We start from the raw sequence: 18,600 nt of genomic DNA, 5'->3' as shown, positions 1-18,600 counted from the left end.
GGCGGCGGCGTTCGTGCACCCGGGCGGGCGGTCTCGCGCCCGGGTACGCACGAACCGTGCGCACGGTGGCGCGATGACCGTGGGGGATGGTCGAGGCAGGGTGCGCGGCCCACGAACGCGGCCGTGCGGCGTCGTCGCCCGGGTCGGGACTCAGAGCAGGCCGGAGGTGAGACGGCAGAGGTTCTCCACGAACTTGCGCCCCAAGGAGCGCTTCTCCCAGGCCGTCACGTCCAGGAGCATGGAGCGGGCCGTGAACTGCTCCACGATCTCCTCCATCCGGGCGCGGAACCCCTCGTCCACGATCATCACGGAGACCTCGAGGTCCAGTGCGAAGGAGCGCTCGTCCATGTTGGAGGAGCCGATCACCGAGACGATGTCGTCCACGAGCACGAACTTGGCGTGCAGCACCGTGGGGGAGCTGTAGCGGTGGATCTCCACGCCGGCACGGGCGAGCTCCGAGTAGTAGGAGTTCTGGGCGTGCTGGGCCAGGAACTGGTCCGAGGTCTCACCCACGAACAGCTGGATCCGCACTCCCGCCTGCGCCTCCGTGGTGAGGGCGTGGAGCAGGGACTCGTCCGGGACGAAGTACGGGCTGGAGATCACCACGCGGTGGTTCGCGTTGTAGATCAGGTGGTTGAACAGCCGCAGGTTGTTCTCCGTCTCGAAGCCGGGCCCGGACGGCACCACCTGCGCGTACATGGGCCCCGAGGTCTCCTCCAGCGCGGCAGGGGTCTCGTCCAGCAGCAGGTCGTCGGTCTCCGAGTACCAGTCCGAGACGAACACCGCGTTGAGCTCCGTGACCACGGCCCCGGTGCCGCGGATCATCAGGTCCTTCCACTCGAGGCCCCTGCGGATGTTCTTCCTCTTGTTGTACGACCGGTGGATCACGTTCTGGGATCCCGTGTAGGCCACCGTGCCGTCCACCACGAGGATCTTGCGGTGGTTGCGCAGATCCGGGCGCTGCCACTCCCCGCGCCAGGGGCGGATGGGGAGCATGCGCCGCCAGGGCACCCCGCAGCGGTCGAACTCCCTGACCAGTTCCGCGTACCCCGGATACCCCAGGGACCCCACGTGGTCGATCAGGATGCGCACCCGCACCCCGCGCTCGTGCGCCCGGATGAGCGCGTTCAGGAGATCGCGGGAGACCTGGTCCACGGCCACGATGTAGAACTCGAAGTGCACGTAGTCCGTGGCGGCGTCCACGTCCGCGGCCATCCGGGCCATGTTCTCGTGGTTGTCGGGCAGGATCTCGAAGTCGTTGCCGCCCACCATGGGCAGCGCGCCCAGGTTCTGGTTGAGCTCCGCGGTGGTGCGCACCCACTCGGGGAACCTGTCGAAATGGAGCCCCGTGGTGATGCCCTCGGGCGTGTTCTCCTGGATCACGTGGTTCATCCGTGCCTGCTTGGCCATCCGGGCGCGGGGCAGCCGCGCGGACCCGATGACCACGAACAGCAGCAGCCCCGCGTAGGGCACGAGGAAGATGGCCAGCAGCCACGCCAGGGCCACGGACGGCCGGCGCTGGTGCGGGAGCCACCCCAGCGCCATGAGCTTCAGCGCCAGGTCCAGCCCGGCCAGGATCACCAGGATCCACTCCGGGAGGGTGTCCACGGGGAAGCTGTTGATGGGTATCCAGGGAGTCACGGGCGACCTCCGTCAGGGGCGGGGGAGATGGTACGAGTCCTCCGAGCCCTCGGAGGACCGCCGGATGAAACCACAGTGCAGCAGGACCCTGCGGGCGGCTTCCTGATCACCTGGCACGGAACCGTGCACCGCACGGATTTCCGGGTTCTGGAACGCGTGCTGCACGAGTGCCCGCAGCGCTTCCGTGGCCAGCCCGCGGTTGCGCCGGTCCGGGACCACGGAACCCTCCACCTCGAGCTCCCCGTCCATGGCGGGGCCCGGGAAGCCCGCGGTCCCGATGACCTGCTCCGAGGCGAGGTCCACCATGGCCAACCGGATGTGCTCGGACTCCGTGGCGAAGTGCTCACCCGCCTCGATCGCGCCGCGCGCCCGGTCCACGTCCGCGGGGGTGGGGAATCCCGGGGCGAAGTGCTCGAGCCGGGCCCCCGCGGCCACCGCCTCCAGCTCGTCCCGCGCGAACGGGCGCAGCTCCAGGCGCTCGGTGCGGATCGGCTCCGGTGGTTCCGGCTCCGGCAGTGCATCCCACATGGCGGTGACCTCGTGCGTTCCTCGTGGTGTGTGCGCCTCGTCAGCCGAAGTGGCGCGGCAGCGTGGACTCATGGGCGTCCCTCAGCTCGTCCAGTCCCACCGCGAACTCGCCCTGGAAGTCCAGGGAACCGCTCTCGGCGTCCACCACGCCGATCCGGGCGAACGGGTAGTTGCGCACCGTGCACATGTCCCGGAAGCGCACCTCCTCCGAGCGGGGCACGCTCGCGACGGCGCGGCCCTGGGTCTCCGAGAACAGCAGCGTGAACAGGTCCACGCCGTCGCGCTCGGCCACCTCCCCGAGCCCGATCCGGGCGCCCACGCCGAAGCGCAGGGCCATCTCGGCGAGCGTGGCACCCAGCCCGCCCTCGGCGACGTCGTGCGCGGCGTCGATCATGCCGTCACGGGACATGTTGACGAGCATGTCCGCGAGCACGCGCTCGCGGTCCAGGTCCACGCGCGGGGGCGTGCCGCCCAGGTGGCCGCGCAGCCGCGCCCACTCGGAGCCGTCCAGCTCGGCCGCGGTCTCGCCGAGCAGGTAGACCGCCTGGCCGTCCTCGCGCCAGCCCGACGGCGTGCGGCGGGTGACGTCGTCGAAGACACCCATCATGGCGACCACCGGGGTGGGGTTGATGGCCACACCGCCGGTCTGGTTGTAGAGGGACACGTTGCCGCCCGTGACGGGCACGCCGATGGCCTGGCAGCCGTCCGCCAGCCCGCGCACGGCCTCCGCGAACTGCCACATCACGTCCGGGTCCTCGGGGGAGCCGAAGTTCAGGCAGTCGGACACCGCCACGGGGCGCGCGCCCGCGGTGGCCACGTTGCGGTAGGCCTGCGCGAGTGCGAGCTGCGCGCCGCGGTACGGGTCCAGGCGGGTGTAGCGGCCGTTCGAGTCCGTGGACAGGGCCACGCCCAGGTTGCTGCGCTCGTCCACTCGGACCACACCGGCGTCGTCCGGCATGGCCATGGCGGTGTTGCCCTGCACGTAGCGGTCGTACTGGCTGGTGACCCACTCCTTGGAGCACAGGTTGGGGGATCCCATGAGCTCGAGCAGCGCGGGGCCGAGCTCCGCACCGGAGGGGCGGGCGGCGTCCTCCGGGGAGCCCGTGAAGTGGGCCTCCTGCAGGGCGTCCTGGGACTCCGGTCGGGCGTACGGGCGCTCGTACACCGGGCCGTCGTGGGCCACGGTGCGCGGATCCACGTCCACGATCACCTCGCCGTGGTGGTCGATGACCAGCCGGCCGGTGTCCGTGACCTCGCCGATCCAGGAGTACTCCACGTCCCACTTGGCCATGACCGCTTCGAAGGCCGCGGCCTTCTCCGGGGTGACCACGGCCATCATCCGCTCCTGGGACTCGGACATCAGGATCTCGCCCGGGGTCAGGGAGGGGTCGCGCAGCAGCACATCGTCCAGGTTCACCCGCATGCCGCCGTCACCGTTGGAGGCCAGCTCGGAGGTGGCGCACGAGATGCCGGCCGCGCCGAGGTCCTGGATGCCCTCCACCAGGGAGGACTTGAACAGCTCCAGGCAGCACTCGATGAGCACTTTCTCCGCGAACGGGTCCCCCACCTGCACGGCGGGGCGCTTGGAGGGCTTGGAGTCGTCGAAGGACTCGGACGCCAGCACGGACGCGCCGCCGATGCCGTCCCCGCCGGTGCGCGCGCCGAAGAGCACCACCCTGTTGCCGGTGCCGGACGCGGTGGCCAGGCGGATGTCCTCGTGGCGCATCACGCCCACGGCCAGCGCGTTGACCAGGGGATTGCCCTGGTAGCAGGGGTCGAACTCCACCTCGCCGCCGATGTTCGGCAGACCCAGTGAGTTGCCGTAGCCGCCCACGCCAGCCACGATCCCGTGCACCACGCGCTGGGTGTCCGGGTGGTCGATGGCGCCGAAGCGCAGGGGGTCCATCACGGCCACCGGACGGGCGCCCATGGAGATGATGTCCCGCACGATCCCGCCCACACCCGTGGCGGCACCCTGGTACGGCTCCACGTAGGAGGGGTGGTTGTGGGACTCGATCTTGAACGTCACGGCCCAGCCGTCCCCGATGTCCGTGACACCGGCGTTCTCCCCGATGCCCACCATGAGGTTCCTGCGCATCTCGTCCGTGACCTTCTCGCCGAACTGCCGCAGGTGCACCTTGGAGGACTTGTAGGAGCAGTGCTCGGACCACATCACGGAGTACATGGCGAGCTCCGCGGCGGTGGGGCGGCGGCCCAGGATCTCCTTGATGCGCTCGAACTCGGTCTCGTTCAGGCCCAGTTCCGCCCAGGGCAGCTCGGTGTCCGGGGTGGCGGCGGCGTGCTCGATGGTGTCCAGGTTGAAGTGCGTTTCGCTCATGACGTCTACGGGGTCCCTTGGTGGAGGATGGGGCGTGCGGTGCCGTCACGCCGGTGCATGGTGGTGGCCGGTGGCCGGAGGCCCGGCCGGATCGGTGCGGGGTCGCGCGCGGGGCGCACGACGGCGCCGGGAGGCTCCCGGCGCCGTCGTGCGTCAGCGGGTCAGGTGCTCCAGGACGGAGACGAACACGTCCAGCCCGTCCGTGCCCTCGCGCATGCCCACGGCGCCGGAACCGGAGAGGTCCGCGCCGAAACCGGGTTCCACGGCGTGCTCGGGGTGCGGCATGAGTCCCACCACGTTGCCCCGGGCGTTGGTGATCCCGGCGATGTCGTTGCGCGAGCCGTTGGGGTTGCCGCCCGCGTAGCGGAAGACCACGCGGTGCTCGGCCTCGAGCTCGTCCAGGGCGCGCCGGTCCGCGACGTACTGGCCGTCCTGGTTCTTCAGCGGCACCACGATCTCCTGGCCCTGCGCGAAGCGCCCGGTCCACGCGGTGTCCGCGTTCTCCACGCGCAGCCCCTGGTCACGGCAGAGGAACTTCAGCCGCTCGTTCTTGATCATGGAACCGGGCAGCAGGTGGGCCTCGGTGAGCACCTGGAAGCCGTTGCAGATGCCCAGCACGGGCATCCCGCCGTCCGCGCTCGCGGCGTCCACGATCCTGTCCATGAGCGGGGCGAAGCGGGCGATCGCGCCGGCACGCAGGTAGTCCCCGTAGGAGAACCCGCCGGGCAGGATCACGGCGTCCACGCCCTGCAGGTCCGTGTCCGCGTACCACAGCGGCACGGCGGTGCCGCCGGCGATCTCCACGGCCCGGGCGGCGTCGCGGTCGTCCAGCGTGCCCGGGAAGGTCACCACGCCCACGCGGACGTCCGCGAGGCGGGAGTCCGGGGCGGGCTGGGAGAGGTCCGCCACCAGGGGCGTCTGTTCGGCGGTGAGGTGCTGCGCCACGCTCAGTGCTCCTCGGGCAGTGCGCTGACGTTCACCACGTCCTCGATCACCGGGTTGGAGAGCAGCTTCTCCGCGGCCTCGCGGGCCTGGGCGAGCACCTGCTCGGTGGCCTCACCGTCCACCGTGAGCTCGAAGCGGCGGCCCTGGCGGACCTCGGTGAAGCTGCTGAGACCTATCCGGGGCAGCTCGTTCGCAATGGCCTTGCCCTGCGGGTCGAGGATCTCCGGTTTGGGCATGACGTCGACGACGATTCGGGCCATGGAACGCTCCTGTACGCGGTGTGGAAGGTGTCCAGCGCGCGGAGTCCGTGCCGTCTCACGCCGGGCGCGTCCGGAACCGGTGTCCGGGCGACGACGACGCTCCGCGAGCTTGCGCACCCCACTCTAGTGGGTGCTCGCGGCCCCCGGCGCCGCTCGTCCCTCTGCCGCGCACGCCGCAGCGTCGTGCTGCGGTGCGCTCAGCCGATGCCCACGGCGCCCACCACGACGCCCACCACCAGCATGACCAGGGCCACCACCAGGGCGCGCCACAGCACCTTCTTGTGGTGGTCGCCCAGCTGCACCCCGGCGAGGGACACGAGCAGCAGGATGGCCGGGACCAGCGGGGACTGCATGTGCACGGGCTGACCCGTGATGGACGCGCGGGCCATGTCCACCGCGGGGATCCCGTAGTGCGCGCCGGTCTCGGTGAGCACCGGCAGGATGCCGAAGTAGAAGGCGTCGTTGCTCATGAAGAACGTGGCCGGGATGCTGATCAGCCCGGTCAGCACCGCCATGTACGGGCCCATCGAGGAGGGGATGACCTCCACGAGCCACTTGGACATGGCCTCCACCATGCCCGTGCCGGAGAGGATGCCGGTGAGCACGGCCGCGGCCATCACCATGGACACCACCGCGATCACGGAGGAGGAGTGGGACGCGAGCATCTTGCCCTGGTCCGACATCTTGGGGAAGTTCACCACCAGGGCGATCGCGCTGGCCACCATGAACAGGTACGGCAGGGGCACCACGTCCGCCACGAGCAGCACCATCACGGCCACGGTCAGGGCCAGGTTGAACCAGAACAGGCGGGGGCGCAGGGACTCGCGGTTGGGGTCCAGGGCGGTGTCGGTGAGGCCCTCGCCGGTCAGCAGCGGGGTGTTCGAGCGGGACGTGCCCGTGCCGGGGGCACCGGCGCCCACGGCCGCGCCGCGGCCCCAGCGGGCGGGATCGGCAGTGGCCAGGCGGCGTCGTTCGGAGCGGCCCAGCAGCACGGCGAAGACGAAGATGACCACCAGGCCCGCGGCCAGGGAGGGCAGCATGGGCAGGAAGATGTCCGTGGCCTCCACGTGCAGCGCGGCGGCGGCGCGGGCGGTGGGTCCGCCCCACGGGACGATGTTCAGGGCACCGTTGGTCAGACCGGCGATGCACGTGAGGACCACGGGGCTCAGGCCCAGGCGCTGGTACACGGGCAGCATGGCCGCGGTGACCACGATGTACGTGGTGGAGCCGTCCCCGTCCAGGGAGACCAGGGCGGTGAGGATCATGGTGCCCACCACCACCTTGGCGGGATCGTGGCCGGTGGCGCGCACGATGAGGTTCACGAGCTTGTCAAACAGGCCCACGTCGATCATCAGGCCGAAGTAGATGATCGCGAACATCAGCAGCGCGGCGGTGGAGGACATGTCCTTGACGGAGTCCATGACCATGTCCCCGATGCCCAGCCCGGCGCCCGCGAAGAGGCCGAACACGGTGGGCACGATGATGAGGGCGAGCAGCGGTGTGAGCCGCTTGGTCATGATGAGGCCCATGAACGTGGCGATCATCAGGAACCCGAGTACGACCAGCATGAGTCTCTCCTGGGGTCTGTGGGTGGGGTGGGTGCACGGCGAACGTGCGGCTGATCACACCGTACGAGTGAGAGCCCGGTCACGCCCCCGTTGTGCTCATTGCCGGGGGTTGTGCTCATTGACACGTTTGTGCTCATTCTGCTCAGTGGTGTGGCGCACCCTAGGATGAGCGCATGAGCACGGCGCGCACCCCTGCGGGGACGTTCACCACCCGCATGATGGTGGTGCTGCTCGGCATCGTGGCCGGGAGCGTGGTGCTGTGCCTCGCGGCGGTGCTCGTGCTCACGGTCGAGCGCGTGTACGACCAGTCGGAGCAGGAGGCCCTGGGCATCGGACGCACCCTCGCTGCGGACCCGGTGCTCGTGAGCGCGGTGGCGCGCGAGTCCGGCGCCCAGCACCTGGACGCCGGGACCCTCGTGAAGGGGTCGGTGCAGCAGCGCGGGGAGGCGGTCCGTCAGGGCACCGGTGCACTGTTCGTGGTGGTCACCAACGACCAGGGCATCAGGATGTCCCACCCCAACCCCGGCTCCCTCGGGCAGCCGGTCAGCACCGCCCCGGACGCGCTCGGCGGGCGCGAGTCCGTGTCCCGCGACGCCGGGACCCTGGGGGAGTCCGTGCGGGCGAAGGTCCCCGTGCGCCAGGGCGAGCGCGTGGTCGGCGAGGTCAGCGTGGGCGTGCCTGTGGCCACCGTCACCGGGCAGCTGCAGCAGGCGGTCGTGTCCATCCTCATCATCGCGGCACTGGCCATGGCGCTCGCCGCGGGGGCCGCGGCCCTGCTGGTCCGGTGGCTGCGCCGCACCACCCTGGGGCTGGAGCCCGAGGAGATGGCGCAGCTGGTGCGGGACCAGGAGGCCGTGCTCTACGGCGTGGAGGACGGGGTGATCGGCATCGGCCCGGACGGGCGGATCAGCATCCGCAACAAGGCCGCCCGGGTGCTGCTCGAGCTGCCGCGGCGCACTGAGGCCGCGGACGTCGTCGGCCGCCCGTACACCGAGGTGGACTTCGACCCCGCCCTGACGGACGCGATCACCCGCCAGCGCAGCGGGGGTGCCCCGGAGGAGTCCGTGGTGCGCCTGGACACCTCCCACCGCACGATCCGCGCGCAGGTGCAGAGCGTGCACCGGGACGGCGTGGACCTGGGGCAGGTGGTCATGCTGCGGGACCTCACGGCCCTGGAGGACCTGCGCAGCCGGCTCAGCGCCATGCAGGCCATCACCGATGCCCTGCGCGCCCAGCGCCACGAGTTCGCCAACCGGCTGCACACCTTCTCCGGGCTGCTGGGCAACGGAGAGCACGAGCACGCCCGGCAGTACGTCGCGGAGATCATGGCCTCGGGGCCCGTGCGGGACCCGGTGGAGAACGTCACCGCGGTCGAGGAGCCGTTCCTGCGCGCGTTCATCGGCGCCAAGGGCGTGCAGGCCCACGAGCGCGGGGTGGCGCTGCGGGTGGGCCCCGAGACGGCGCTGCAGGGGCAGCTGATCGACACGCAGGACGTCACGGCGATCCTCGGCAACCTGATCGACAACGCCGTGGCCGCGGTGATCGGTTCAGAGCCGTCGGCGGACGGAGGACGGTGGGTGGACGTGGACCTGCTGAGCGAGGGCTCCACGCTGCACCTCGCGGTCGCGGACTCCGGGGCGGGGGTGGCCCCGGGTCTGGACATCTTCGCCTCCGGGGTGAGCACCCGCACGGGCCCGGAGTCGGGGGTGCACGGTCACGGGGTGGGGCTCAGCCTCTCCCGGCGGCTGGCCCGCACCATGGGAGGGGACGTGTGGCTCGCGGATCCCGGGGGCACCGAGGACGGCCTCGGTGCGGTCTTCGCGGCGCGCCTGCCCGGGGTGCTCACCCCGGTGGACACCGCACCCGAGCTGACGGAGGAGACGGCATGAACGACGTCAAGGTCCTGATCATCGACGACGACTTCCACGTGGCCGCCCTGCACGTGGGGTACGTGAACGCGGTCCCGGGCTTCACGGCCCTGCCCCCGGTGCACGACCTGCGGGCGGTGGCGGCGGCGGTCGAGGAGCACGCCCCGGACCTGATGCTCGTGGACGTCTACTTCCCCCAGGGCTCGGGACTGGACGTGCTGCGCGCCGTGGACGTGGACGCCTTCGTGCTCTCCGCGGCCTCCGAGCGCGCCACCGTGGCGGCCGCATTCCGGCGCGGCGCGCTCGCCTACCTGCTCAAGCCCTTCGAACCCGAGGTCCTGATGGGCAGGCTGCGGGCCTACGCCCGGTACCGGCGCCAGCTCGACGCGCCCGGCTCCCTCACGCAGGCCTCGATCGACCGCGCCCGCCGTGCCATGACGGGCGCCGACGACGCCGCCGTCACCTCCGCGGCGTCCGCCACCGAGTCGGCCGTTGCCGCCGCGGTGGCCGAGGGTGGGGAGGTCACGGTCATGGAGGTGGCCCGCGCCGTGGGGATCTCCCGCGCGACCGCGCAGCGCTACCTGTCCCAGCTGGTGCAGCGGGGAACGCTGCGGCTGGAGCTGCGCTACGGCACTCGCGGCCGCCCCGAGCACTGCTACGCGGTGCGCGGCTGAGAGCGTCCGGGTGTCACAGCTGCACCTCCACGGTGCCGTCCGCCTCCCGGCACGCGAACTCCGCGAGGTCCTTGGCGGGGTCCGGTGGGGCGGTGCGCCCCATGTCCAGGGCCAGCCGCGAGCCCCGGAACGTGCCGGCGAGGTCGAAGACCCAGAAGTGGTTGGGGCACTCCAGCGATTCCGCACCCCGCTGCGTCTCGCGGCACACCGCGGCCCCCTGGTGCGGACACTCGTTGGCCAGTGCGTGCAGTGTTCCGCGGGCATCTCGCGTGAGGATCAGCGCGGTGTCCCCGATCCGCACCGGCACCGCGCTGGCGGGTGCCTCGAGCGCGGCGGTGACCGCGGCGGCGTCGGGAACCGGGTGCCAGCTCACGTCGCGGCCTCCAGGACCCGGTCCGTGGCGGCGACCAGGCGCTCGCGCAGCGCGGTGCCGCGCGCGGCGAACGCGCGCTGGCGCCGGACGTACTCGGCCTTGCCCTCGGGTGTCTCGATGCGCACGGGCTCGTACCCCCAGTCCGTGAGATCGTACGGGGAGGCCGCCATGTCCGTGCCGCGCACGTCCCACGCGAGCTCGAAGCAGTCCGCGAGCAGCTGCGAGTCCACGGCCGGCAGCAGCTTGTACGCCCACTTGTAGAGGTCCATGCCGGCGTGCAGGCACCCCGGCTGCTCCATGGTGCGCTGGGTCTCGCGCGTGGGCCGCAGCTCGTTGCGCGCCACGGCCTGCGGCTGGAAGAAGCGGAACGCGTCGAAGTGCGAGCACCGGATCCGGTGGCTCTGCACCACCTCGTCCGTGCCGCTCGCACCCAGCCGCAGCCCGGCGTACTCGTGGCGCACGCCGTTCTCCTCCGCGCGGTAGGCCATGGCCCACTCGTGCAGGCCGAAGCAGTCGAACGTGCCGGTCTTCGCCGCCGTGTTCGCCAGGATCTCGCGCGTGAACCGCACGGCGGTCCCCCGTTTCGCCACGAACGCCTCCGCGTCCACGACGACGCCGCTCGCGTCCGCCCGCGCGCCCGTGGCCGCGAGCTCCGCGGGGGTGGCCGCGCGGTAGAACTTCCACTCCGCCCGCTCGGGGGCGTCCAGGAGGACCACGGCGGGGCCCGGGTGCCAGCGCGTGAACTGGGCGGGGGACAGCGTGTAGTACGTGAAGAGGAAGTCCTCCACGGGATGCTTCTCGCCCCGGAACCGCCGGTCCAGGAAGGGCTTCGTGTGGCGGGAGACCCGGTCCTCGTGAGCCTGCGCCCGCTGCGTCCACTGCTCCCGGGTGAGCACCCCGGGCCGCGTCCTGGTCGGTGACTCACGCATCGCGGGGATCCTGCGGTGGGCTCTGCTCGGGATCCGGGTCCAGCGCCTGGGCAGCGGAGATGAGCCGGTGCATGCCCTCGTTGAGCAGGTGCACCTGGTCGCGGGTCACGTCCAGCCGGTCCATCATCCGTGCGGGCACCTCCATGGCCTGTTCCCGCAGCTCCATGCCCTTCTCCGTCAGTGAGACCGCGAGCGCCCGTTCGTTGCGGGGGTCCCGTTCCCGGGTGATGAACCCGCGGGCCTCCAGCCGCTTGAGCAGGGGGGACAGCGTGGCGGAGTCCTGCATGAGCTGCGCGCCGAGGTCCTTGACCGTGCGCGGCTGGAAGCCCCACAGCGCCAGCATCACGAGGTACTGGGGATGGGTCAGCCCCAGCGGTTCCAGCACCGGGCGGTAGGCCTGCACCACCATCCGGGAGGCCACGGACAGGGAGAAGCACAGCTGGTTCGCCAGTGCCAGCGGGTCGTCGGTCCCGGCCTGCTCGGGGGACGGGCCGTTCCATGCCCCGGAGGCGTGACCGGCGGCGTCGTCACCCACCCCGCGGTGGCCGCCGGCACCGTACGGGACGCGGGGGCTCCCGGCGGGGCCCGGTCGCGTGCCGGGTCCCTGGCCCGTGCTCGTGGGGTCGTGGGTCATGGGGATGCGGGGGTCAGCGCCCCGTGCCCCCGTACACGGTGGCCTGCTCGCTCGAGTCCAGGCCGAACGCGGTGTGGACGGCGCGCACGGCGTCGTCGAGCCTGTCCACCGAGGTGACGATCGAGATGCGGACCTCGGACGTGGAGATCATGTCCACGTTGACGTTGGCGTCCGCGAGCGCCTGGAAGAACGTGAACGCCACACCCGTGTTGGTCTTCATCCCGGCGCCCACGAGGGACAGCTTGCCCACCTCGCTGTTGTAGTCCAGGCGGGTGTAGCCGATCTTCTCCTCGGCGGCGCGCAGCAGGCTCAGGGCCAGCTCGCCCTGGGACTCGTCCAGGGTGAAGGAGACGTCCGTCAGGGGGTGCTCGCCCGTGGAGACGTTCTGCACGATCATGTCCACGTAGACCTTCGCGTCCGCCAGCAGCCGGAAGATCCGGGAGGCGATGCCGGGGTGGTCCGGGGCCCCCACGATGGTGATCTTGGCCTGGCTGCGATCATGAGCGATGCCGGCGATCAGCGGCTGTTCCAAGGGGATCTCCTTCTGCGGCGTGAGGTTCTCGTGCGGGCTCGGGATGACCCAGGTGCCCTGGTTGTGGGTGAAGGACGAGCGGACGTGCAGCGGCACATTGAAGCGGCGGGCGTACTCCACGCAGCGCAGGTGGAGGATCTTGGCCCCGTTCGCCGCGAGTTCGAGCATCTCCTCGGAGGAGACCCGGTCCAGTTTCTGGGCGGAGGGCACGATGCGCGGATCCGCGGAGTAGACGCCGTCCACGTCCGAGTAGATCTCGCACACGTCCGCCTCGAGCGCGGCCGCCAGTGCCACGGCCGTGGTGTCCGAACCGCCGCGGCCCAGCGTGGTGATGTCCTTGGACGAGCGGTTCATGCCCTGGAACCCGGCGATGATGGCCACGTTGTCGTTCTCCAGGGCGGCACTGACCCGCGAGGGGCTGACCTCCACGAGCTTGGCCGCCCCGTGGGCCCCGTCCGTGATCATGCCGGCCTGGGAGCCGGTGAAGGACTGCGCGGGCACACCCAGGTCCGAGATGGCCATGGCCAGCAGCGCCATGGAGATCCGCTCACCCGAGGTCAGCAGCATGTCGAGCTCGCGGGCCGGTGGTGTGCGAGCCACCTCGTTGGCGAGATCGAGCAGGTCGTCCGTGGTGTCACCCATGGCGGAGACCACCACGACCACCCGGTGGCCGGCGTTGCGGGTCTCGGCCACCCGCCGGGCGACCCGGCGGATCCCGTCGGCGTCGGAGACCGACGAACCGCCGAACTTCTGGACTATGAGGCTCATGCGTTCCTCTCGCGGGCGGGCACCCCGCGCCGAGGCGCGGGTGGTCTCGGGGATTCAGTGGTCCATGCTAGCCGTTCGCCCGCGCGGCCACGGGGCCCGTGCGTATGCATCCTCCTGGCCGGGCCCTCCCGCAGAGCGGGGGTGTCAGCGGGCCTCCGAGACCACCGTGCGGCCCTCGAACGCACGGCCCAGTGTGACCTCGTCCGCGTACTCGAGGTCACCGCCCACCGGCAGCCCGGAAGCCAGCCGGGTGACCCGGATGCCCAGGGTCTTCAGCATGCGGGAGAGGTACGTGGCGGTGGCCTCGCCCTCCAGGTTCGGATCCGTGGCCAGCACGATCTCCTGCACCGTCTCGTCCGAGAGCCGGGTCATCAGCTCCCGGATGCGCAGCTGGTCCGGTCCCACTCCCTGCAGCGGTGAGATGGCGCCGCCCAGCACGTGGTAGAGACCGCGGTAGCTGCGGGTGCGCTCGATGGCCATGACGTCCTTGGACTCCTCCACCACGCAGATCACGCTGCGGTCCCGCCGGGCGTCCCGACAGATGGCGCACTCGTCCTGCTCCGTGACGTTGCCGCAGATCACGCAGAAGGACACCGAGGTCTTCACGGTGGAGATGGCGTCCACGAGCTGCTGGACCTCGTCCTTGTCGGCGTCCAGCAGGTGGAACGCGATGCGCTGGGCGGACTTGGGGCCCACGCCGGGCAGCCGCCCCAGCTCGTCGATGAGGTCTTGGACCGGTCCTTCGTACACCGTGCTCCTTCGTGAGGTGGATCGTGATCGGGGTCGCGCGTCGCCCGGGTCACCGGGCGGCGCGGCAACCACTCCGGGTCACTGGCTCGTGTCGTGGGCGCGCTCGTCGATGAGCATCCCGCCCAGGATGCGCTCGATGGCGGCCCGCCCGTACAGGGAGGAGTCCTCCAGGGACTCGTCGTCCGCACCCGGGACGAAGTGCTCGTCCTCGACGCCCGGGCCGCGGGTGCTGGGCGGTGCCATGTCCGGGTTCTGCTGGTCCGCCGCCGCGATGGCCGCGGCGTGACGCTCACGCCAGCCGCGTCGTTTCTCGCCCGCTGCCGCCGGGCTTTGTGCGGCGTCCGGGCGCGGGGGAGACGACGGTGCCGGTTCGTCGTACATGTCCGCGGGGGGTTCGTCCTCGGGGGGAGGCGGGGGTTCCTCGGGGCTCCAGTACTCGGGGCCGCGGTCCGCCTGGCGGTGCGGAGCCGGCGAGGCCGACGCCGCGCCCCCGGGGTCGCGGTCACCGGGCGCCGTGGCACGCGGGCCGTCGCCGTTCCCCGGGCCGCGGGAGCCCTGGCCGTCGTGCGTGGCCGCGTCCGGAGAACCGGAGGAGGGTCCACCCGTGGGCGCATCCTGCGGGCCGGGACGTTCTCCCGAGGCGGGATCCGTGGCCGCGGCCCCCTGGGAGACGCTGGAGACCGCGGAGCCCGCCGGGTCCGGGGAGCCCTCGGGGGCGCCGGGTGCATCGAACTCCCCGGGGTCCGCCGATGGCGTGGCGTCCGCCCCCTCCGGTGCGGGTTCTCCCGACGGTTCCGCGGCCCGTTCACCACCCTGGCCGGTGTCGCGGTTGTTCTCGGCGGGTCGAGCGGTCTCGCCCGGCTGGGGGATGGCGGCAACGGTCCACGAGGTGACCGGTTCGTCGTCCTCCGGGGAGGGCGGAGCCGGGCTCTGCGGCCGTTGCCGTGCACGGTCTGCGGGCTGGGCCCGGGACTGTCCCTCGTCGCGGTCCTGCCCGGACTGCCGGGGTGTTCGTGCCGGGGGTCCGGAGGTGTCGTCGCTCGGCTGGGATGTGCTGTCCCGCCGGCGATTGACGCCGAAGCCCTCCGGTTCCCGGAAGTAGTCGGGCTGCTCCTGGGACGGGGCGTTCGAGGTGCCCGGCGGTCTGCCGGGATGTCGCGGCGCGGGTCCTCGCCCCCCGCCGGGACCCCTTCCCGAGCCCGGTGGGGGACCGCCGGCGTCACCGCCGCTGTCCCGGCCGTGCGTGTCCCCCGGTCGGACCGCTTCCACGGCGCAGTCCAGCCCCACCACCCTCTGGATGGCGGTGCGGACGTCCCCCTCGAAGCGGGGGAAGTTCATGATGTCGCCGTCACCCTCGAACGCGATGCGCAGCGTGGAGTTCTCGTAGGAGATGGGTGTTCCCCGCACCGTGATGGCCCACGCCACCCGGCGGATCTCCGCGAGGGCGGAGACGATCTCCGGCCATGAGGAGCGCAGCAGCTCCAGCTCTCCGCTCGTGACGTCGCTGGGCGCACTGTCCGCCGACGCATCCGCACTGCCCGAGGGCTGAGTCCCGGCATCTTCCCGGCTGCGCCGCTGGGCATCTCCCCGCTCGGCGGCGGGTCCGCCGGGGGCGCCCGACGCGGGGTCCCGGTGCTGCCCACGGGAGCGGGACTCCTCGGCCACGGGCTCGGAACCGACGCTGCGCGAGTCGGTGGGCCGCTCGTGCTCCTCCGGGGCGGGGGAGACCGCGGGGACGTTCGGCGCCGGGCGATCCTGCGTGGCGGCGTCGGCCGCAGTGGTGGTGCCGTCCGCCGGCGGGTGGCCACCCTGGGGGCCGCGTGCGTCCTCCGGCACGGGCGAGCCCGCAACGGGGTGCTCGCTGCCCCGAGGGTCCTCCGCCTCGTCCTCGGGGATGGAGGGCTCGGCGATGTCGGGGGTCGCCATGGTGGAGCGTCCCGGCTCCGAGCCGTCCTGGCGCACGGGCCCGGACGGTGCCGGATCCGCGGACTCGCGCGCGGGGGCCTCGGAGGTGGTCGGCGCAGCGGGGGCGATCGCGGAGGGACCGGACGCGGGGTCCTCCACGGGCGACTCCGGGGCGGGCTGCGCGGCCGGGGCCGGATACCGGATGCCGGCACCGCGCGGGATGCTGAGGCGCCGTTCCAGCCGGTCCACGCGGGAGGTGATGCCGCGCGTGGAGTCGTCCGCGGAGGGCAGCAGGATCCGCGCGCACAGCAGCTCCAGGTGCAGCTGCGGGGAGGTGGCCCCGGTCATCTCGTTGAGCGCCTCGTTGATGATGTCCGCGGAGCGGGAGAGCTCCCCCGCCCCCAGCTGGGTGGCCTGGTTGCGCAGCCGGTTGATCTGGTCCGTGGGCATCCCGTGCAGGATGTTCGCGGCGGAGTCGGGAACGGCGTTGACCACCACGAGGTCCCGGAAGCGCTCGAGCAGGTCCTCCACGAACCGGCGGGGATCCTGCCCGGTCTGGATGACCCGGTCCACGGAGGAGAACACCGTGGCGGCGTCCCCGGCGGCGAAGGCGTCCACGACGTCGTCCAGCAGCGCCGCGTGGGTGTAGCCCAGCAGGGCGACCGCGAGGTCGTAGGTGAGGCCGCGCTCGTCCGAGCCCGCCATGAGCTGGTCCAGCACGGAGAGCGAGTCGCGCACCGAGCCCCCGCCGGCACGCACCACCAGGGAGAGCACACCCGGTTCGGTGGTGACGCCCTCCTCCTGACACAGCTGCTCCAGGTAGCGCATGAGCGGCTCGGGCGGCACCAGGCGGAAGGGGTAGTGGTGCGTGCGGGAGCGGATGGTGGTGAGGACCTTGGAGGGCTCGGTGGTGGCGAAGATGAACTTCACGTGCTCCGGCGGCTCCTCCACGATCTTGAGCAGCGCATTGAAGCCCTCGCGCGTGACCATGTGGGCCTCGTCGATGATGAAGATCTTGTAGCGGTCCCGAACGGGCGCGAACGTGGCGCGCTCGCGCAGGTCACGGGCGTGGTCCACGCCGCCGTGGGAGGCCGCGTCCATCTCGATGACGTCCAGGGAGCCGGCGCCGTCCCGGGCGAGGTCCTGGCAGGACGCGCACCGTCCACACGGTGTGGCGGTGGGCCCTTCGGCGCAGTTGAGGCAGCGCGCCAGGATGCGCGCGGACGTGGTCTTGCCGCAGCCGCGGGGGCCGGAGAAGAGATAGGCGTGGTTGACCCTGTTCTTGCGCAACGCGGTCATCAGGGGATCGGTCACGTGCTCCTGGCCGATGACGTCCTCGAAGGTCTCCGGGCGGTAGCGGCGGTACAGGGCGGTAGTCACGTAGAAGACTCTAGCCGGGGTCGCTGACGCCCTCGGCGGGCTCACGGTGATGGGGAGCCAGGAACGATGAGACCCCCCGTGCACCCGCCAGAGCCCATATACCCTTGCTGCCTTCCGGCCCTGGGGGAGTTTTACGAGATGGCGCCACACGAGGGGCTGGGCTCTACTTTAGCCCAACAGTGCGCGGAGTTCGAACCGGCCGCGGAGCGCCGTCGCTCCCCGCGCCCGTGCCCGACGACGACGCCGCTCGCCCGGCTTTTCAGGCCCCTCGCCTCCCCCTGGGGCGACTCCGTGAGCACCGCATGTGCAGGACCCGTGGGCCGGATTCGCGAACGGGACGGGAACTCCGCTATGCTGATTGCCGCACGTGCCCCGCATGAGTGGAGTGCGTGCTTGCCTGGAGGATTCGCCTAGCGGCCTATGGCGCACGCCTGGAACGCGTGTTGGGTTAACGCCCTCGGGGGTTCAAATCCCCCATCCTCCGCAGCAGCGCTGAGCCGCGACAACCCTCGGGTTGTCGCGGCTCAGTTCATGGCAGGCGCGGCTCCGCACCGGTTTTCGAACCGGTCGGGGGTCGCGTCTTTCCTGTACCGGGGCCCCCGAACCCGCGGCCCCACGATCCCCCTGCCCGATTCATACGTACCATCCCTCCCCGGGGGGAAATTGGATCGCGTGGCTGACGCATGGTCGGTGTTCATCGAAGCCGGGGGAATGGACGTTGCCCTGACGCGCCCGAGTCTTGCTGCGTGGGGGAGGGCACAGCAGGAGACCTGCAGTGCCCTCGTGCTCGGAGGCCCGCCGGACATGACATCTGAGGCGCGACATGCCCGCGGGACCGGGTGATCCGTGGGTATTTCCCGCCTCAGATGTCCGCGGGCATTCCGCACGGGGGATCTGCGCAGGAACGGCCGCAGAGGGGTCCGTGGCCACGGGCGCGCCCCAGAGGCGGAGCGGGCCCGCGATGGTTTGGAGGGATCGGGCAGCTGGGTCCTACTTGCGGCGCGGGGTGAAGGACGCGCCGCACTTCCATGAGTTGCGCCCGTCCGTCGCAGTGACCTCCACCCACACCGTGCGGCCCGGCGTGGCTCCGGCAATCGGGTACTTCACGGCGGCGGTGCCCCGCGCTGAGGCCTTGGCCTGCTTGGTGTTGGTGGTGGTCTTGTACTTGGCCCGGGTGGTGACCTTGGCGTTGGCGCCCACGCGGGACACGTTCACCACGGTGGTGGTCCACTGGCGGGGGTTCTTCACGGACATGCTCGCCGCACACGGCTTGGGGGCGGCGGCTTCGGCCGGAGCGGCGTCGGCAACGGAGATGCCCGCGCCCAGGGCGAGGGCCACGAAGGCGGCGGCCAGGGAACGGCGGAGGGGTGCGGCGGTGACCATGGGGGGTCCTTCACGGGTGAGGGGGCGCGCGGGAAAGCACACGGTGGTTGCAGATCGGCAGCCCGGCCGATCCGTTCATGCGCCCGGAAAAGTGGGAACAGCTGGATCGTAGCCCCGGGGTGAC

Annotated in this window: 15 protein-coding genes, 1 tRNA gene and 1 other RNA gene; 3 read left to right on the top strand and 14 right to left on the bottom strand. The window is 71.6% G+C overall.

Going from position 1 to position 18,600, the window contains the following annotated elements; all coding sequences use genetic code 11:
• Positions 1 to 150: 150 nt before the first annotated feature.
• The 6 genes from cls to C1C97_RS06555 all read right to left on the bottom strand — a co-directional run bounded on the left by cls (position 151) and on the right by C1C97_RS06555 (position 7,280).
• Entirely contained in the window at positions 151 to 1,641 is a 1,491-nt protein-coding gene (cls, locus tag C1C97_RS06580; protein WP_110919551.1) for a cardiolipin synthase, read from the bottom strand.
• 12 nt (positions 1,642 to 1,653) lie between these two features.
• Complete coding sequence (locus C1C97_RS06575; protein ID WP_158591135.1) at positions 1,654 to 2,169, bottom strand: GNAT family N-acetyltransferase; 516 nt, start codon at positions 2,167 to 2,169, stop codon at positions 1,654 to 1,656.
• Between the two features lie 40 nt (positions 2,170 to 2,209).
• On the bottom strand, positions 2,210 to 4,507 hold the full coding sequence (gene purL, locus C1C97_RS06570) for a phosphoribosylformylglycinamidine synthase subunit PurL (protein WP_121030765.1): 2,298 nt from the start codon (positions 4,505 to 4,507) through the stop codon (positions 2,210 to 2,212).
• 153 nt (positions 4,508 to 4,660) lie between these two features.
• Positions 4,661 to 5,452, bottom strand: coding sequence for a phosphoribosylformylglycinamidine synthase subunit PurQ (gene purQ, locus C1C97_RS06565; RefSeq protein ID WP_110919548.1), 792 nt, complete (start codon positions 5,450 to 5,452; stop codon positions 4,661 to 4,663).
• Positions 5,453 to 5,454: 2 nt separating this feature from the next.
• A complete protein-coding gene (purS, locus tag C1C97_RS06560; protein WP_110919547.1) occupies positions 5,455 to 5,712 on the bottom strand; it encodes a phosphoribosylformylglycinamidine synthase subunit PurS in 258 nt (85 codons plus the stop codon).
• Positions 5,713 to 5,909: 197 nt separating this feature from the next.
• Positions 5,910 to 7,280 carry a CitMHS family transporter gene (locus C1C97_RS06555; protein ID WP_121030764.1) on the bottom strand — a complete coding sequence of 457 codons (1,371 nt, stop codon included), beginning with the start codon at positions 7,278 to 7,280 and terminating at the stop codon, positions 5,910 to 5,912.
• Positions 7,281 to 7,453: 173 nt separating this feature from the next.
• On the opposite strand from C1C97_RS06555, the gene C1C97_RS06550 reads away from it, so the two are divergent.
• Both C1C97_RS06550 and C1C97_RS06545 read left to right on the top strand, forming a co-directional pair.
• Entirely contained in the window at positions 7,454 to 9,169 is a 1,716-nt protein-coding gene (locus C1C97_RS06550; protein ID WP_121030763.1) for a sensor histidine kinase, read from the top strand.
• Positions 9,166 to 9,822: a response regulator gene (locus tag C1C97_RS06545; RefSeq protein WP_110919544.1), complete on the top strand. Its 657-nt coding sequence runs from the start codon at positions 9,166 to 9,168 to the stop codon at positions 9,820 to 9,822. The genes C1C97_RS06550 and C1C97_RS06545 overlap by 4 nt, the downstream gene beginning before the upstream one ends.
• Positions 9,823 to 9,835: 13 nt before the next feature.
• Here the strand turns inward: C1C97_RS06545 and C1C97_RS06540 are convergent, their stop codons facing one another.
• The 7 genes from C1C97_RS06540 to ffs all read right to left on the bottom strand — a co-directional run bounded on the left by C1C97_RS06540 (position 9,836) and on the right by ffs (position 17,254).
• The gene (locus tag C1C97_RS06540) at positions 9,836 to 10,195 is read right to left on the bottom strand and encodes a Rieske 2Fe-2S domain-containing protein (RefSeq protein WP_121030762.1); all 360 of its coding nucleotides are present in this window, start codon (positions 10,193 to 10,195) and stop codon (positions 9,836 to 9,838) included.
• Entirely contained in the window at positions 10,192 to 11,124 is a 933-nt protein-coding gene (locus C1C97_RS06535) for a 3-methyladenine DNA glycosylase (RefSeq protein WP_121030761.1), read from the bottom strand. The genes C1C97_RS06540 and C1C97_RS06535 overlap by 4 nt, the downstream gene beginning before the upstream one ends.
• Positions 11,117 to 11,758 (bottom strand): MarR family winged helix-turn-helix transcriptional regulator, encoded by a 642-nt coding sequence (locus tag C1C97_RS06530; RefSeq protein ID WP_121030759.1) that lies wholly within the window; start codon positions 11,756 to 11,758, stop codon positions 11,117 to 11,119. The genes C1C97_RS06535 and C1C97_RS06530 overlap by 8 nt, the downstream gene beginning before the upstream one ends.
• A 13-nt stretch (positions 11,759 to 11,771) precedes the next feature.
• A complete protein-coding gene (locus C1C97_RS06525; protein ID WP_110919540.1) occupies positions 11,772 to 13,058 on the bottom strand; it encodes an aspartate kinase in 1,287 nt (428 codons plus the stop codon).
• 144 nt (positions 13,059 to 13,202) lie between these two features.
• Positions 13,203 to 13,808 (bottom strand): recombination mediator RecR, encoded by a 606-nt coding sequence (gene recR / locus C1C97_RS06520; RefSeq protein WP_110919539.1) that lies wholly within the window; start codon positions 13,806 to 13,808, stop codon positions 13,203 to 13,205.
• 78 nt (positions 13,809 to 13,886) lie between these two features.
• Positions 13,887 to 17,093 (bottom strand): DNA polymerase III subunit gamma and tau, encoded by a 3,207-nt coding sequence (locus tag C1C97_RS06515; RefSeq protein WP_121030757.1) that lies wholly within the window; start codon positions 17,091 to 17,093, stop codon positions 13,887 to 13,889.
• A gap of 64 nt (positions 17,094 to 17,157) precedes the next feature.
• Positions 17,158 to 17,254, bottom strand: an RNA gene (gene ffs, locus C1C97_RS06510) — signal recognition particle sRNA small type.
• A gap of 238 nt (positions 17,255 to 17,492) precedes the next feature.
• Here ffs and C1C97_RS06505 point away from each other — a divergent pair.
• Positions 17,493 to 17,577: transfer RNA gene (locus C1C97_RS06505), tRNA-Ser, on the top strand.
• 506 nt (positions 17,578 to 18,083) lie between these two features.
• Here the strand turns inward: C1C97_RS06505 and C1C97_RS06500 are convergent.
• Positions 18,084 to 18,476 (bottom strand): hypothetical protein, encoded by a 393-nt coding sequence (locus C1C97_RS06500; RefSeq protein ID WP_110920946.1) that lies wholly within the window; start codon positions 18,474 to 18,476, stop codon positions 18,084 to 18,086.
• Positions 18,477 to 18,600: the final 124 nt, after the last annotated feature.

This window comes from Kocuria tytonis (assembly GCF_003226895.2).
GTDB classification, from domain to species: domain Bacteria; phylum Actinomycetota; class Actinomycetes; order Actinomycetales; family Micrococcaceae; genus Kocuria; species Kocuria tytonis.
Note: the sequence above shows the minus strand (reverse complement) of the source record. Positions and strands in the feature narration are given on the sequence as shown.

What these genes read in the sequence shown, in the direction of transcription:
- C1C97_RS06575 (WP_158591135.1), bottom strand. Translation starts at nt 2,169, where the DNA reads ATGTGGGATGCACTGCCGGAGCCGGAACCACCGGAGCCGATCCGCACC.
- purL (WP_121030765.1), bottom strand. Translation starts at nt 4,507, where the DNA reads ATGAGCGAAACGCACTTCAACCTGGACACCATCGAGCACGCCGCCGCC.
- purS (WP_110919547.1), bottom strand. Translation starts at nt 5,712, where the DNA reads ATGGCCCGAATCGTCGTCGACGTCATGCCCAAACCGGAGATCCTCGAC.
- C1C97_RS06555 (WP_121030764.1), bottom strand. Translation starts at nt 7,280, where the DNA reads ATGCTGGTCGTACTCGGGTTCCTGATGATCGCCACGTTCATGGGCCTC.
- C1C97_RS06550 (WP_121030763.1), top strand. Translation starts at nt 7,454, where the DNA reads ATGAGCACGGCGCGCACCCCTGCGGGGACGTTCACCACCCGCATGATG.
- C1C97_RS06545 (WP_110919544.1), top strand. Translation starts at nt 9,166, where the DNA reads ATGAACGACGTCAAGGTCCTGATCATCGACGACGACTTCCACGTGGCC.
- C1C97_RS06535 (WP_121030761.1), bottom strand. Translation starts at nt 11,124, where the DNA reads ATGCGTGAGTCACCGACCAGGACGCGGCCCGGGGTGCTCACCCGGGAG.
- C1C97_RS06530 (WP_121030759.1), bottom strand. Translation starts at nt 11,758, where the DNA reads ATGACCCACGACCCCACGAGCACGGGCCAGGGACCCGGCACGCGACCG.
- C1C97_RS06525 (WP_110919540.1), bottom strand. Translation starts at nt 13,058, where the DNA reads ATGAGCCTCATAGTCCAGAAGTTCGGCGGTTCGTCGGTCTCCGACGCC.
- C1C97_RS06500 (WP_110920946.1), bottom strand. Translation starts at nt 18,476, where the DNA reads ATGGTCACCGCCGCACCCCTCCGCCGTTCCCTGGCCGCCGCCTTCGTG.